The 13,180-nt window shown below is 54.1% G+C and carries 17 protein-coding genes; 9 read left to right on the top strand and 8 right to left on the bottom strand.

Going from position 1 to position 13,180, the window contains the following annotated elements:
- Window positions 1–143 precede the first annotated feature (143 nt).
- The 5 genes from KUE00_RS20170 to KUE00_RS20150 all read left to right on the top strand — a co-directional run bounded on the left by KUE00_RS20170 (window position 144) and on the right by KUE00_RS20150 (window position 4,652).
- On the top strand, window positions 144–329 hold the full coding sequence (locus tag KUE00_RS20170) for a YegP family protein (RefSeq protein WP_246761950.1): 186 nt from the start codon (window positions 144–146) through the stop codon (window positions 327–329).
- A gap of 82 nt (window positions 330–411) precedes the next feature.
- The gene (locus tag KUE00_RS20165) at window positions 412–2,550 is read left to right on the top strand and encodes a lysine decarboxylase LdcC (protein ID WP_246761948.1); all 2,139 of its coding nucleotides are present in this window, start codon (window positions 412–414) and stop codon (window positions 2,548–2,550) included.
- 73 nt (window positions 2,551–2,623) lie between these two features.
- Entirely contained in the window at window positions 2,624–3,010 is a 387-nt protein-coding gene (locus tag KUE00_RS20160; RefSeq protein ID WP_246761946.1) for a VOC family protein, read from the top strand.
- 32 nt (window positions 3,011–3,042) lie between these two features.
- Window positions 3,043–4,344 carry a tRNA lysidine(34) synthetase TilS gene (tilS, locus tag KUE00_RS20155; RefSeq protein WP_246761944.1) on the top strand — a complete coding sequence of 434 codons (1,302 nt, stop codon included), beginning with the start codon at window positions 3,043–3,045 and terminating at the stop codon, window positions 4,342–4,344.
- Window positions 4,341–4,652, top strand: a complete 312-nt coding sequence (locus KUE00_RS20150; RefSeq protein ID WP_246761943.1) for a c-type cytochrome — start codon at window positions 4,341–4,343, stop codon at window positions 4,650–4,652. Before tilS ends, KUE00_RS20150 begins: the two co-directional genes overlap by 4 nt.
- A 36-nt stretch (window positions 4,653–4,688) precedes the next feature.
- On the opposite strand, the gene rof is transcribed toward KUE00_RS20150, so the two are convergent.
- Both rof and KUE00_RS20140 read right to left on the bottom strand, forming a co-directional pair.
- Window positions 4,689–4,949, bottom strand: coding sequence for a Rho-binding antiterminator (rof, locus tag KUE00_RS20145; RefSeq protein ID WP_281434700.1), 261 nt, complete (start codon window positions 4,947–4,949; stop codon window positions 4,689–4,691).
- Entirely contained in the window at window positions 4,936–5,133 is a 198-nt protein-coding gene (locus KUE00_RS20140; protein WP_246762045.1) for a YaeP family protein, read from the bottom strand. The genes rof and KUE00_RS20140 overlap by 14 nt, the downstream gene beginning before the upstream one ends.
- Before the next feature lie 129 nt (window positions 5,134–5,262).
- On the opposite strand from KUE00_RS20140, the gene KUE00_RS20135 reads away from it, so the two are divergent.
- From KUE00_RS20135 to KUE00_RS20125, 3 genes are read left to right on the top strand one after another with little or no spacing between them, the layout of a single operon-like run.
- Entirely contained in the window at window positions 5,263–5,814 is a 552-nt protein-coding gene (locus KUE00_RS20135) for a YaeQ family protein (RefSeq protein ID WP_246761941.1), read from the top strand.
- A complete protein-coding gene (arfB, locus tag KUE00_RS20130; RefSeq protein ID WP_246761940.1) occupies window positions 5,811–6,233 on the top strand; it encodes an alternative ribosome rescue aminoacyl-tRNA hydrolase ArfB in 423 nt (140 codons plus the stop codon). Before KUE00_RS20135 ends, arfB begins: the two co-directional genes overlap by 4 nt.
- Before the next feature lie 21 nt (window positions 6,234–6,254).
- Window positions 6,255–6,659, top strand: a complete 405-nt coding sequence (locus tag KUE00_RS20125) for a copper resistance protein NlpE N-terminal domain-containing protein (RefSeq protein WP_246761938.1) — start codon at window positions 6,255–6,257, stop codon at window positions 6,657–6,659.
- Window positions 6,660–6,689: 30 nt separating this feature from the next.
- On the opposite strand, the gene proS is transcribed toward KUE00_RS20125, so the two are convergent.
- The 6 genes from proS to metN all read right to left on the bottom strand — a co-directional run bounded on the left by proS (window position 6,690) and on the right by metN (window position 12,291).
- Window positions 6,690–8,408, bottom strand: coding sequence for a proline--tRNA ligase (proS, locus tag KUE00_RS20120; protein WP_246761936.1), 1,719 nt, complete (start codon window positions 8,406–8,408; stop codon window positions 6,690–6,692).
- 106 nt (window positions 8,409–8,514) lie between these two features.
- On the bottom strand, window positions 8,515–9,219 hold the full coding sequence (tsaA, locus tag KUE00_RS20115) for a tRNA (N6-threonylcarbamoyladenosine(37)-N6)-methyltransferase TrmO (RefSeq protein ID WP_246761934.1): 705 nt from the start codon (window positions 9,217–9,219) through the stop codon (window positions 8,515–8,517).
- Window positions 9,216–9,620, bottom strand: a complete 405-nt coding sequence (gene rcsF, locus KUE00_RS20110; RefSeq protein WP_246761933.1) for an Rcs stress response system protein RcsF — start codon at window positions 9,618–9,620, stop codon at window positions 9,216–9,218. Before rcsF ends, tsaA begins: the two co-directional genes overlap by 4 nt.
- A gap of 151 nt (window positions 9,621–9,771) precedes the next feature.
- Entirely contained in the window at window positions 9,772–10,587 is an 816-nt protein-coding gene (locus KUE00_RS20105) for a MetQ/NlpA family lipoprotein (protein WP_246761932.1), read from the bottom strand.
- 26 nt (window positions 10,588–10,613) lie between these two features.
- On the bottom strand, window positions 10,614–11,267 hold the full coding sequence (locus KUE00_RS20100) for a methionine ABC transporter permease MetI (RefSeq protein WP_246761930.1): 654 nt from the start codon (window positions 11,265–11,267) through the stop codon (window positions 10,614–10,616).
- Complete coding sequence (gene metN, locus KUE00_RS20095) at window positions 11,260–12,291, bottom strand: methionine ABC transporter ATP-binding protein MetN (protein ID WP_246761928.1); 1,032 nt, start codon at window positions 12,289–12,291, stop codon at window positions 11,260–11,262. Before metN ends, KUE00_RS20100 begins: the two co-directional genes overlap by 8 nt.
- Before the next feature lie 178 nt (window positions 12,292–12,469).
- Between metN and gmhB the strand changes: the two genes are divergently transcribed.
- Window positions 12,470–13,030 carry a D-glycero-beta-D-manno-heptose 1,7-bisphosphate 7-phosphatase gene (gmhB, locus tag KUE00_RS20090; protein WP_246761926.1) on the top strand — a complete coding sequence of 187 codons (561 nt, stop codon included), beginning with the start codon at window positions 12,470–12,472 and terminating at the stop codon, window positions 13,028–13,030.
- Window positions 13,031–13,180: the final 150 nt, after the last annotated feature.

The following is a 13,180-nucleotide window of genomic DNA, read 5'->3' as shown; positions in this document are numbered from 1 at the left end:
TTTTATTTTCCTGCCTTTCCTGAATTTGTCACGCCTTTCCCGTTTTAAAAAAGCCGTATCGATCAACTTTTCTTATGATTTAGCTTGCTCTGAAAAGCGAAGCCGTTTGTTATAACTGCGGGAATAAATAAACAGGAGGAAAAATGGGATACTACGAATTAAGAAAATCACACAAGCAGACGCAGCAGCCCTGGTATTTTGTACTGATCGCCAGCAACCATGAAGTCATTGCCGTCAGCGAAATGTACGCCAGCAAGCAGAGCGCACTGAACGGGATTAAATCCGTGCGCGCTAACGCCCCATCTGAAGACGTGCGCGATAAAACCTGACCACCCGCGGAGGTGATTAATCCTGCCTCCGCATCGCAACTTCGCTATGCTTACTCCTTGCCGTAATTTTAAGGAGTTTGCAGTGAATATTATCGCGATCATGGGACCGCACAACGCGTTCTATAAGGATGAACCCATCCGCGAACTGGATGACGCATTACGCGCCCAGGGCTTTCAAACCATTTATCCAAAAGACGCGGCGGACCTGCTAAAGCTGATTGAGCACAATCCACGCATCTGCGGCGTTATCTTCGACTGGGATGAGCACGGCTTCGAACTTTGCAGTGAAATCAATCAGCTTAACGAATATCTGCCGCTGTACGCCTTTATCAATACCCATTCAACCATGGACGTCAGCGTTAATCAGATGCGTATGGCGATCTGGTTCTTTGAGTATGGCCTGGGCGCAGCGGAAGATATCTCGCAGCGTATTCGTCAATATACTGATGAATATGTCGATACCATTACGCCACCGCTGACCAAAGCGCTGTTTACCTATGTGAAAGAAGGGAAATACACCTTTTGTACGCCAGGGCATATGGCGGGAACGGCGTTCCAGAAAAGCCCGGTCGGCAGCCTGTTTTATGACTTCTTTGGCGGTAACGCGCTGAAGGCGGACGTATCGATTTCCGTTACCGAGCTGGGATCGCTGCTCGATCATACCGGCCCGCATCTGGAAGCAGAAGAGTACATTGCGCGTACCTTTGGCGCAGAGCAGAGCTACATGGTGACCAATGGCACCTCAACATCCAATAAGATTGTTGGTATGTACGCCGCGCCGACGGGCAGCACGGTGCTGATTGACCGCAACTGCCATAAGTCGCTGACGCATCTGCTGATGATGAGCGATATCGTGCCGCTGTGGCTCAAGCCAACCCGCAACGCGCTGGGCATTCTGGGCGGTATCCCGAAACGGGAATTTACGCGGGAAAGCATAGCGCAGAAGGTTGAGCAGACAGAGCGCGCCAGCTGGCCGGTGCATGCGGTGATCACCAACTCTACCTATGACGGACTGCTGTATAACACGCAGTACATCAAAGAGACGCTGGACGTGCCGTCAATCCACTTTGATTCTGCCTGGGTGCCCTATACCAATTTCCACCCTATCTACAGCGGATTAAGCGGCATGAGCGGCGAGCGCACGCCGGGAAAAGTGATTTACGAAACCCAGTCAACGCACAAGCTGCTGGCGGCCTTTTCCCAGGCTTCGCTGATCCACATTAAGGGCGAGTATGACGAACAGACCTTTAATGAAGCCTACATGATGCACACCACCACTTCGCCTAACTACCCGATTGTGGCCTCTATCGAAACGGCGGCGGCGATGCTGCGCGGTAACCCCGGCAAGCGGCTGATCAATCGCTCCGTCGAGCGGGCGCTGCATTTCCGTCGCGAAGTGCAGCGGTTACGGGAAGAGTCGGAAGGCTGGTTCTTTGATATCTGGCAGCCGGAAGGCGTGGATGAACCGCAGTGCTGGCCAATCCAGCCGGGCGAAGAAGACTGGCACGGCTTTAACGATGCCGATGCTGACCACATGTATCTGGATCCGATTAAGGTCACTATCCTCACGCCGGGCATGAGCGAGCAGGGCGTGATGGCGGATGAAGGGATCCCGGCTGCGCTGGTGGCAAAATATCTCGACGAGCGCGGCGTGGTGGTCGAAAAAACCGGGCCTTATAATCTGCTGTTCCTGTTCAGCATCGGCATTGATAAAACCAAAGCGATGAGCGTGCTGCGCGGGTTAACGGAATTCAAACGCGCTTTCGATCTCAATCTGCGCGTAAGGAATATGTTGCCGGATCTCTACGCGCAGGCACCTGAGTTTTACCGCAATATGCGTATTCAGACGCTGGCCCAGGGGATCCATACGCTGATCCGCGATCACGATTTGCCAAGGCTGATGCTACAGGCGTTTGATAAGCTGCCGGAGATGAAGCTGACGCCGCACCAGATGTTCCAGCAGCAGGTGAAGGGGAATGTGGAAACGGTGGATATCAGCAAGCTGGTGGGCCGGGTTTCGGCCAATATGATCCTGCCATATCCGCCTGGCGTTCCGGTAGTGATGCCGGGCGAGATGATTACCGAAGAGAGCCGTGCGGTGCTCGACTTTCTGCTGATGCTTTGCACCATCGGCCGCCACTATCCCGGCTTTGAAACCGATATTCATGGCGCAACCCTGACTGACGAAGGACAATATCTGGTGCGCGTACTGAAAGCGTAGTTCCGGAATTGTGCCATTGTCGTAAGCTTCCGGTCTGCGTAAGGTAGCCGGAAGCCATTATTCAGGAGAAGAGATGTTTATCAGGCAGGTTCACCATATTGCTATTATCGCCAGTCATTACGAAACCAGTAAGGCCTTTTACTGCAACGTGCTGGGTTTTACCCTGATGGGCGAAGTGTATCGTGAGGCAAGAGATTCCTGGAAAGGCGATCTGGCGCTGAACGGTGATTACGTTATTGAGCTGTTCTCTTTCCCTTCACCGCCAGCGCGCCCCAACGGACCAGAAGCCTGCGGACTGCGCCATTTGGCGTTCAGCGTGGATGATATTGACGCGGCAAAGCGCCATCTTGAAGAGAAGGGCGTGGTCTGCGAAGAAATTCGTATCGATCCGCTGACCGATAAGCGCTACACCTTCTTTAAAGATCCGGATGGTTTGCCGCTGGAGCTGTACCAGGCGTAAAATAGCGCGCCGCCTTTTTTGCAGGAATTTGCATGTCACTGCCCGATCTTCAACAGCATATTGCTGGCCAGACTCATCTGCTGGTGGCCTACAGCGGCGGTCTGGACTCTACCGTGCTGCTGCATCAGCTGGTTTGTTTGCGGCAGCAGCAGCCTTTTTCGCTGCGCGCTATCCATATTCACCACGGGCTTAATCCGCTGGCGGAGAGCTGGGTTGCGCACTGTCAGCAGCAGTGCGCACGATGGCAGGTGGAACTGGAAGTGGTCAACGTGCAGGTTGACGGTCGTGAAAAAGGCATCGAGGCGGCGGCGCGTGAAGCTCGCTACCGGGCTTTTCGACAGCATATTCAGCCGGGCGAAGCTTTGCTGACCGCGCAGCACCTGGACGATCAGTGTGAAACGCTGCTGCTGGCGCTAAAAAGAGGCAGCGGCCCGGCCGGGCTTGCCGCAATGCCGGATAAAATGCATGCCGGTGCTTATGTGCATTTACGGCCTCTGCTCAGGCAGACGCGTGCACAGCTGGAACTGTGGGCGGCAGAGCAGCAGCTGAGCTGGATCGAGGATGACAGTAACCAGGACACGCGCTACGACCGCAATTTCCTGCGTCAGCAAATCCTTCCGCAGCTGGCGGCTCGCTGGCCGCACTTTGCCCAGGCGACGGCGCGCAGTGCGGCGCTGTGCGGTGAGCAGGAGCAGCTGCTGGATGAACTGCTTGCCGAATCGCTGCATGCGCTAATCGATAAGCAAGGCGCGCTGGCCATTCAGACGCTGGAACCGATGAGCGCCGTGCGTCGTGCGGCACTGCTGCGGCGCTGGATAGCGCATCATCATGGCCTGATGCCGTCGCGGGACGCTTTGTCGCGTATCTGGCAGGAGGTGGCGTGCAGCCGCGAAGATGCGGAGCCGCGCCTGCAGTTAGGTAATTTTGAAGTGCGGCGCTTTCGCGACAGGCTTTACTGGCTGGCACGCCATCCTTCAGTACGCGACCAAATTATCGACTGGCCGGTTACGGCGTCGTTTCTGACCTTGCCCGCAAAGATCGGCAGGCTGGAGCGAGCTGATAAAGGTACCCCGGTGCGCGCGCCGCAGGCTGGTGAAGCGGTCAGCGTGCGGTTTCAGGCACAGGGAAAATTTCATATTCTTGGCCGCGCGGGCAGCCGCCCGATAAAAAAAATTTGGCAGGAGCTGGGTATTCCGCCGTGGCAGCGTGAACGCACGCCTCTGCTGTTTTATGGCGATCGCCTGATTGCCGCCCCAGGCGTTTTCGTTACCCGTGAAGGCGACCCGAAGCAACAACCCGGCTGGCACATTTGCTGGCAACAGGAAGAGCAATGAAAAAAATAGTGGTATCGGCGCTGCTGCTGGCAGCCAGTTTGCCAGCTATGGCGGCTGGCAACGTGCAGGCAGGGCAGCAAAAAGCCGCCAGCTGTCAGGGCTGTCACGGCGCGAGTGGAAAAGCATCCGTGTCGCTTTATCCCAACCTTGCCGGACAAAACAGCGACTATCTGGTTCATGCGCTACAGGCTTATAAAAAAGGCGATCGGAGTAATGGTCAGGCGGAAGTGATGAAGGCTTTCGTGGCGGGATTAAGCGATGACGATATGGCAGATTTAGCGGCGTATTACGCCAGTTTAAAGCCATAATGGCGAAAGGGGCGGAAGAGTTTCCGCCCGAGGGATTTAGTCAGACTCGCTGACGACGACGGTGCCCAGTTCAGGATGGCTGAAGCTGGCAATATGATCGAGACGCAGTTCGCGGATCTCGCCTGAGAGATCGACAACCAGATATTCGACCTTTTTGCGTAACAGCAGATCGGTCGCTTTGGCCTGCAGCTGCTCGCCGTCTTTCATCGACAGCGCCAGCGTCCACTCTTTCTGGCAGGCCAGTTCCAGGTTGTCGTAATCATCGCAATTGATCGGTTGGTATTCATTCGTCAACATAATCGCTCACCAATAAGTTAGCAGCAGCAAAAGCTGCCTGTTCCCTGATTGAAGAGTGTAGCTCAGGATTAGCCGCTACCTCATCAAGCGCTTTTAGCACACAACCCAACGCGTCCGGCACGTATCCCAGATCGCCGCTGCCGATTTCAGCATATTTACGGCGAATTAATTCACAATAATGCACAGGCACCTCAAGAATTTTCAGTGGCGACTTGCCGACTATACCACAGGATTTTGGGGGAAATCAGTCCGGCGAAGCGTGATTTGCTACGCTGACGGGTTACAATAGCGGATAACAACAACAAGGATTCTCATGGCACTTAAAGCGACCATTTATAAAGCCACGGTCAACGTGGCGGATATGGACAAAAATGTTTTTCTCGACAGCACCCTGACGCTGGCTCGTCATCCTTCCGAAACGGAGGAAAGGCTAATGCTGCGGCTGCTGGCATGGCTGGTTAACGCGCATGAACGCCTGACTTTTACCCGGGGTTTAAGCGCGGAAGACGAACCGGAAATCTGGCTGATGAACGACCATAACGGCATTGAAGTTTGGGTCGAGCTGGGCCTGCCGGATGAGCGCCGGCTAAAAAAAGCCTGCAATCGCGCAGCCCGCGTATACTTGTATACTTATAACGCTCGCGCCGCGCAGATCTGGTGGCAGCAGAACCAGAGCAAGCTACAGCAGGAAAACCTGACCGTGCGTTTTCTGGATGATGAACAGCTAAAAGCGCTGACCCAGCTGGCTTCGCGCTCGATGACGCTCCAGGCGACTATTCAGGACGGCACTATCTGGCTGTCGGACGACCAGCATCATCTGGAGCTGCGCTTTACCGACTGGCTGATTGACGGCAAAGCGGCATGATTGTTCTGTCACGTAACGTCACTATTCCGGACAGCGAGCTGGAGTTAACGGCAATCAGAGCGCAGGGTAACGGTGGTCAGAATGTGAATAAAAGCTCTACGGCTATCCATTTGCGGTTTGATATCCGCGCTTCGGGCCTGCCGGAGTTTTACAAAGAGCGTCTGCTTTCTGCCAGCCATCATCTGATTACGCCGGAAGGCATCGTCATTATTAAAGCCCAGGAGTATCGCAGCCAGGAGATGAACCGCGAAGCGGCGCTAAAAAGGCTGGAGAACCTGATTCAGGAGCTGACGGTAGTGGAAAAAACGCGGCGGGCAACGCGACCCACGCTGGCGTCAAAAAAGCGCCGGCTGGAGGGCAAAGCACGTAAAGCCACGACCAAATCACTACGTGGAAAAATGCGACGCGTATCGGATTGAGTCTGAAGCACAGGAGAATAAATGAAAAAAATCCTGATTGTTCTGGTGGTATCTCTGTTTTTTGGCCCGCTGATGGGCTGCCAGAACTACGATGTGGCTGCCACGGTGCAGCCGCGTGCAGCGACCGTGCAAAAATATCAGGGTGTGATCCCCTGTGCCGACTGTCCCGGCATTCGGGTCACGCTCTCTTTACAGCAGGGCGGACGCTATAGCCTGAACGAGTATTATCTGGCATCTGATAATGTCCACAATGACGAACAGGGGCACTGGTCGCGCACGGCAGAGAAGCTGGTATTGATTTCAGACGAAGGGGAAAAGCACTATTTTCATCCGCAGGCTAACGGACTGGAAATGACGGATGCGAGCGGGAAAGCTATCTCGACAACGATGAGTTATCGGCTGAGGCCGGTTGAAGCGGGAAGCTGAAGCGGCGGACAGAGCGCCCGCCGCTGACTTTTAGCCGTTAATCTCAGCCAGCAGGAAATCCAGAATTTCGCCGGTTTTAATCATCTGCTTCTCGCCCGCGCGACGGGACTTGTACTCCACCTCTTCGCTGTCGAGATTGCGATCGCCGATCACCACGGTATGCGGCACGCCAATCAGCTCCATATCGGCAAACATTACGCCAGGACGCTCTTTACGGTCATCCAGAATAACGTCAACGCCCCTGGCGCGCAGCTGGCTGTAGAGCTCCTCTGCCAGTTCCTTCACGCGGAAAGATTTGTGCATATTCATGGGCAGAATAGCAACCTGGAATGGCGCCAGCGCCGCAGGCCAGATAATGCCTCGCTCGTCGTGGTTCTGCTCAATAGCGGCGGCCACGATACGGGTAATACCAATGCCGTAACAGCCCATGGTCAGCGTCTGGTTGCGGCCATCTTCGCCCTGGACGGACGCTTTCATCGCTTCGGAATATTTGGTGCCAAGCTGGAAGATATGGCCTACTTCGATACCGCGCTTAATCAGCAGCGTGCCTTTACCATCCGGGCTGGCATCGCCTTCCACTACTTTACGCAGGTCGGCCACGCGCGGCAGCGGCAGGTCGCGCTGCCAGTTGATACCGGTCAGATGCTTGCCGTCTTTGTTGGCACCGGCACAGAAGTCGCTCATCATCGCCACGGTACGATCGACTACCACAGGCAGCGTCAGGCCAACCGGGCCGAGTGAACCAGGACCGGCGCCAAGCGCAGCGCGGATCTCTTCTTCGGTAGCGAAGGTCAGTGGCGCGGCGACGATATCGATTTTTTCCGCTTTGATCTCATTCAGCTCGTGATCGCCGCGTACCATCAGCGCAACCAGCGAGTGACCGCTCTCTTTGGTCGCTTTGACCAGTAGCGTTTTCACCGTCTTTTCAATCGCTACCTTGTGCTGCTCAACCAGCGCCGCGATGGTTTTAGCATTCGGCGTGTCGATTTCCGTCATTGGCTGGGTAGCATCGGCACGGCTACCGGCTGGCGCGACGGCTTCCGCCAGCTCAATGTTTGCCGCGTAGTCTGAACCGGTAGAGAAAACGATATCGTCTTCGCCGCTTTCCGCCAGTACCTGGAACTCATGCGAGGCGCTGCCGCCGATTGAACCGGTATCAGCCTGTACCGCGCGGAAGTCCAGTCCCATACGCGCAAAGCTCTGGCTATAGGCACGATACATATCGTCATAGGTCGCCTGCAGGGACTCCTGCGACGTATGGAACGAGTAGGCATCTTTCATGATGAACTCGCGCGAACGCATGACGCCAAAGCGCGGACGTACTTCATCACGGAATTTGGTCTGGATCTGGAAAAGATTCAGCGGCAGCTGCTTATAAGAGCTCAGCTCGTTACGGATCAGATCGGTGATCACTTCCTCGTGCGTTGGGCCAAGCACGAAAGGACGTTCGCCACGATCGACGAAACGCAGCAGCTCGGGCCCGTACTGCTCCCAGCGTCCGCTTTCCTGCCACAAATCGGCAGGCTGCACAACCGGCATAGAGATCTCGATAGCACCGGCGTTGTTCATCTCTTCACGCACGATGTTTTCGACTTTTTTCAGTACGCGCAGGCCGGTAGGCAGCCAGGTATAAAGACCAGAAGCCAGTTTACGGATCATCCCGGCGCGCAGCATCAGCTGGTGGCTGATGACTTCAGCGTCGGCAGGAGTCTCCTTCTGGGTGGAGAGCAGGTATTGAGTAGTACGCATGAGTTACGATTCCAGTTAAGCAGAAAGCGACATTAAGCCAGGCTAAAAAAATGCTGGCGGCTAGTGTACCAGCGTGACCAAAGACTCAAAAGACACGGAAGATAAATTAACGGCTATCCACGGCGGTTACCAGGGTACCTGCGGCATCAACGCGCCAGCGTACGTTGAAATCCAGCAGCCACGCGGCATACTCGCGCTCCGGCTCTTCGCCTTTGCGGTAGGCCGGTCTGGGATCTTGCGCCAGAACCTCGGCAATAAAACGTTCCAGATGGGGATAGCGTTTACCATGTTGAGCAATCTGCTGTTTTGCCTGCGCTGAAAAAGCGACGGGCATAGCCGCCGGGGGCGCATCCTGAGCAAAGCCCGCCTGCGCTGAAGGGATTGCTTCGGCAAAAGGCAGATAGGGCTTGATATCCACAACCGGCGTGCCGTCGACCAGATCCAGGCTGCCCAGTTCCAGAATCACCTCGCCTTTTGCGGTGCGGATCCCTTTTAACTCAACCAGCGACATGCCGATTGGGTTGGGGCGAAAGGTAGAGCGGGTGGCAAAAACGCCCATTCGTGTGTTGCCCCCCAACCGTGGCGGTCGTACGGTTGGTCGCCAGCCGCCGGCCATCGTCTGATGAAAAACAAACAGCAGCCAGAGGTGGCTAAACGCTTCCAGTCCTCTTACGGCTTCAGGCTGATTGTAGGGCGGCAACAGTCGCAGCTCGCCGCCGCCATCCTGAACCAAACCGGGCTGGCGAGGAACAGCGAACTTTTCCTTCCACGGAGAGTGGATAGTGCCGACTGGCTGGAAGGTGAAACTCATTGGCCGCTAACTTTCAGCGCGGAACCCTGGCAGACCGCCTGACGATAGCAGCCCTGAGAATTGGTGACGATTTCACATTTGTGCAGCAGCACCGCATTGGCTTTCATACCCGATGCACGTATCTGCATTCTTTTACGAGCGGTAGCAATATTGGGCGGCGAACCCTGGCGGCTGCTCTGGCAATCTTCGCCATAAACTTCGCCCAAATCGCGGAAAGGTTTGCTGACCAGATCGCTGGCATCGCTATAAAGTTTTACCGGCACAGGACGTGGCGCAGGCTTAACATGGGCTGATTCAGTCTGTGCAGGCTGCCTGAAAGGCTCCACAGGCTTATAAGGTTTATGCAGCAATGAGCACCCTGTTAGCGAAAGGGCTAACAAACAGAGCGGTACAACACGCATGGGAACATCCTCATTGTCGGTAAAAGAGGCGTTATTGAAGCAAGCCCGACGGCAAATAACAAGCGGGGATAAATGAACAAAGCGGGCTATTGCCCGCTTTGTTGAAGTAACAGCTACGTAACCGAAAGAATTAATCGGTACGGAATTGTCTTTACCAGCCTTTTACTGCACCGCCGTTGAAAATTTTGTTAGCGGCCTGTTCAACTTCATCCGAGTGGTAGGCCTCAACAAATTTCTTCACGTTTTCAGCATCTTTATTGTCTTCACGAGCGACAATCAGGTTCACGTAAGGCGAGTCTTTATCCTCAACAAAGATACCATCCTTCGCCGGTGTCAGGTTGATCTGGCTGGCATAAGTCGTATTGATCACCGCCAGCGCAATTTGCTGATCGTCCAGCGAGCGCGGCAGCTGCGGCGCTTCCAGCTCAACCAGTTTGATGTTTTTAGGATTGGAAACCACGTCCAGTGAGGTAGGCAGCAGGCCGACACCTTCTTTCAACTTAATCAGCCCTACTTTTTGCAGCAGCAGCAGCGAGCGGCCCAGGTTGGTTGGATCGTTAGGAATCGCAACCTGCGCGCCGTTCTGCAGCTCGTCCAGCGACTTGATTTTTTTAGAGTAGCCGGCGATTGGATAGACAAAGGTGCTACCGACAGAAACCAGCTTATAGTTGCGGTCTTTGATTTGCTGATCCAGATAAGGCTTGTGCTGGAAAGCGTTAACGTCAATATCGCCCTTGCTCAGCGCTTCGTTAGGTAATACATAGTCGTTAAAAGTGACCAGCTCTACGTCCAGGCCATATTTATCTTTAGCGACTTGCTTAGCGACTTCAGCCACCTGTTGCTCCGCACCTACAATCACACCAACCTTAATATGGTTAGGATCTTTTTCTTTTTGATCGCATCCTACCAGCGCCAGAGTACCAATCAGCGCGCCCACAGCGGCAAACGTTTTAAAATTAAAAGACATATCCTTTCCTTTATTTGTCAGAACAGTTATTTGTGGGTGACAGCACGAGCAATGCGGTCGCCGCAGAACTGAATTAAATAAACTAACACCACTAACAGCACCAGCACGGTATTCATTACCGTCGCGTTGTAGCCAATATAGCCATACTGGATCCCAATCTGACCAAGGCCGCCTGCGCCGACGGCACCGCCCATGGCAGAATAGCCTACCAGCGTGATTAGCGTGATAGTGGCCGCGTTAATCAGGCCGGGCAGGGCTTCCGGCAGCAGGACTTTTTTCACAATCTGCAAGGGCGTCGCGCCCATCGCACGTGAAGCCTCAATCAAGCCGTGCGGCAGTTCCAGCAGTGTGTTTTCCACCATACGCGCAATAAAAGGTGCCGCGCCGATGGTCAAGGGTACGATGGCCGCCTGCAGGCCGATAGAAGTGCCCACGATCAGTCTGGTAAAAGGAATCATCCACACCAGCAGAATAATAAACGGAATAGCGCGGAAGATATTGACCACTGCCGATAAAAAGCGGTACAGCGCACGGTTTTCAATAATCTGGCCCGGACGAGTAACGTAGAGCAGCACGCCGAGCGGCAGTCCAAGCACAAAGCCAAAGAAACCCGAAACGAAGGTCATGACCAGCGTCTCCCAAACGCCACGGCAAAGAAGAAGAATCATCGCCTCAGACATAACCTAATACCTCTACCTTTACATGATGTTCCTGAAGAAAAGCGATTGCCGCCTGAGTATCTACTTTTGCGCCGTGCATTTCGGCCAGCATAATGCCGAATTTCACGCCGCCGGCGTAATCCATCTGCGCGCTAATAATGTTGTTATTCACGTTAAAGTTGCGGGCGGCTTCAGACAGCAGCGGCGCATCCACGGACTGGCCGGTAAATTCCAGCCGTAATAAAGGAATGCTTTCTGGTTTTGGCGCGACTGATAAACGTTGCGCATAATCTTCCGGGATATCCAGATGCAGCGTTGACTGGATGAACTGCTGTGCCAGAGGCGTTTTAGGATGAGAGAACACCTCACTCACCGTGTCCTGCTCAATCAACTGCCCCTGGCTAATAACGGCAACGCGATCGCAGATACGTTTTACTACATCCATTTCATGGGTAATTAACAGGATAGTGATGCCCAAACGACGGTTGATGTCTTTAAGCAGCTCCAGAATCGCTCTGGTAGTAGCCGGATCCAGCGCGCTGGTGGCTTCGTCGCACAAGAGGATTTTGGGATTGGTAGCCAGCGCACGAGCAATTGCCACGCGCTGTTTCTGGCCGCCGGACAGATTGGCTGGCCAGGCGTCATGCTTATCTGCCAAACCGACCAGTTCCAGTAATTCGCTAACCCGCGCGTTGATTTCCGTCCGCGAAAGCTTGCCCAACTCCAGCGGCAGAGCAACATTGCCCGCCACCGTACGGGAGTTAAGCAGATTAAAATGCTGGAATATCATGCCGATTTGACGTCGCGCCTGAGTCAGCTGGCTTTCTGAAAAAGCGGTTAACTCCTGATTGTCTACCAGTACGGTACCGGAAGTCGGGCGTTCAAGCAGATTTACACAGCGAATAAGCGTGCTCTTACCGGCACCAGACGAACCGATAACGCCATAGATTTGGCCGGCGGGCACTTCCAGACTGACGTCCGACAACGCGGTGATAGTGCGAGTGCCCTGTTGGAACACTTTGCTGATATTCTGAAGTTTTATCATTTTATTATCGTAATAAGGTTAGCCGTGGCAAATATTCGTCTGCATTTTCATACAGCGAGATGCGAGTGGATGGTAAGGCATCCAGACGTCTGAATCAATCGATGCACGCTTAAGGGCATTCTCTGGCGGAGCGCAAACGTGCGATACTGGTCTTAACATTTGTAGCAGGAGTTTCTACGTGACCAATAAAGTCCCAGCAATCTTTCTTGACCGTGACGGCACCATGAACGTCGATCACGGCTATGTGCATGAGATCGACAACTTCCAGTTTATCGACGGCGTCATTGAGGCAATGCGCGAACTTAAAAAAATGGGCTTCGCGCTGGTAATGGTAACCAACCAGTCCGGCATTGCTCGCGGCATCTTTACTGAAGATACCTTTATGCAGCTAACGGAATGGATGGACTGGTCGCTGGCCGATCGGGAAGTTGACCTGGATGGTATCTACTATTGCCCGCATCATCCGGAAGGAACGGTAGAAGAGTATCGCCAGGAGTGTGACTGCCGTAAACCTCAGCCGGGCATGTTGCTTTCGGCACAGAAGGAATTGAACATCGATATGGCCGCTTCTTATATGGTTGGCGACAAAATTGATGACATGCAGGCAGGCAAAGCGGCCGGGGTAGGTATAAAGGTATTAGTACGTAGCGGGAAAGCGGTTACGGAAGAGGGCGAAAATGCAGCAGATTGGGTGCTGGATAGCCTGGCTGACCTGCCTTCACGCATTAAAAAGCGCTAAAAAGCAGCGTTGCGCGCAAAATAGCAGCGAACGATAAAAAAGATTGTTTTTATGCTTGCCTTCCTGCGCTTCCTCCCTATAATGCGCCTCCATCGACACGGAACAACGGCTTACCGGCCGCCGGGTTGAGAGGTTCAGGAAGCTGAACCG

Origin of the sequence: Erwinia phyllosphaerae, from assembly GCF_019132875.1 — a bacterium.
GTDB classification, from domain to species: Bacteria; Pseudomonadota; Gammaproteobacteria; order Enterobacterales; family Enterobacteriaceae; genus Erwinia; species Erwinia phyllosphaerae.
This window is presented reverse-complemented; position numbering and strand designations above follow the sequence as displayed.

Coding starts and splice junctions, on each gene's coding strand:
- tilS (WP_246761944.1), top strand. CDS start 3,043: ATGTCACTGCCCGATCTTCAACAGCATATTGCTGGCCAGACTCATCTG.
- KUE00_RS20135 (WP_246761941.1), top strand. CDS start 5,263: ATGGCACTTAAAGCGACCATTTATAAAGCCACGGTCAACGTGGCGGAT.
- KUE00_RS20100 (WP_246761930.1), bottom strand. CDS start 11,267: ATGTCTGAGGCGATGATTCTTCTTCTTTGCCGTGGCGTTTGGGAGACG.
- arfB (WP_246761940.1), top strand. CDS start 5,811: ATGATTGTTCTGTCACGTAACGTCACTATTCCGGACAGCGAGCTGGAG.
- tsaA (WP_246761934.1), bottom strand. CDS start 9,219: ATGAGTTTCACCTTCCAGCCAGTCGGCACTATCCACTCTCCGTGGAAG.
- KUE00_RS20160 (WP_246761946.1), top strand. CDS start 2,624: ATGTTTATCAGGCAGGTTCACCATATTGCTATTATCGCCAGTCATTAC.
- KUE00_RS20125 (WP_246761938.1), top strand. CDS start 6,255: ATGAAAAAAATCCTGATTGTTCTGGTGGTATCTCTGTTTTTTGGCCCG.
- proS (WP_246761936.1), bottom strand. CDS start 8,408: ATGCGTACTACTCAATACCTGCTCTCCACCCAGAAGGAGACTCCTGCC.
- metN (WP_246761928.1), bottom strand. CDS start 12,291: ATGATAAAACTTCAGAATATCAGCAAAGTGTTCCAACAGGGCACTCGC.
- KUE00_RS20170 (WP_246761950.1), top strand. CDS start 144: ATGGGATACTACGAATTAAGAAAATCACACAAGCAGACGCAGCAGCCC.
- rof (WP_281434700.1), bottom strand. CDS start 4,949: ATGTTGACGAATGAATACCAACCGATCAATTGCGATGATTACGACAAC.
- KUE00_RS20105 (WP_246761932.1), bottom strand. CDS start 10,587: ATGTCTTTTAATTTTAAAACGTTTGCCGCTGTGGGCGCGCTGATTGGT.
- KUE00_RS20150 (WP_246761943.1), top strand. CDS start 4,341: ATGAAAAAAATAGTGGTATCGGCGCTGCTGCTGGCAGCCAGTTTGCCA.
- rcsF (WP_246761933.1), bottom strand. CDS start 9,620: ATGCGTGTTGTACCGCTCTGTTTGTTAGCCCTTTCGCTAACAGGGTGC.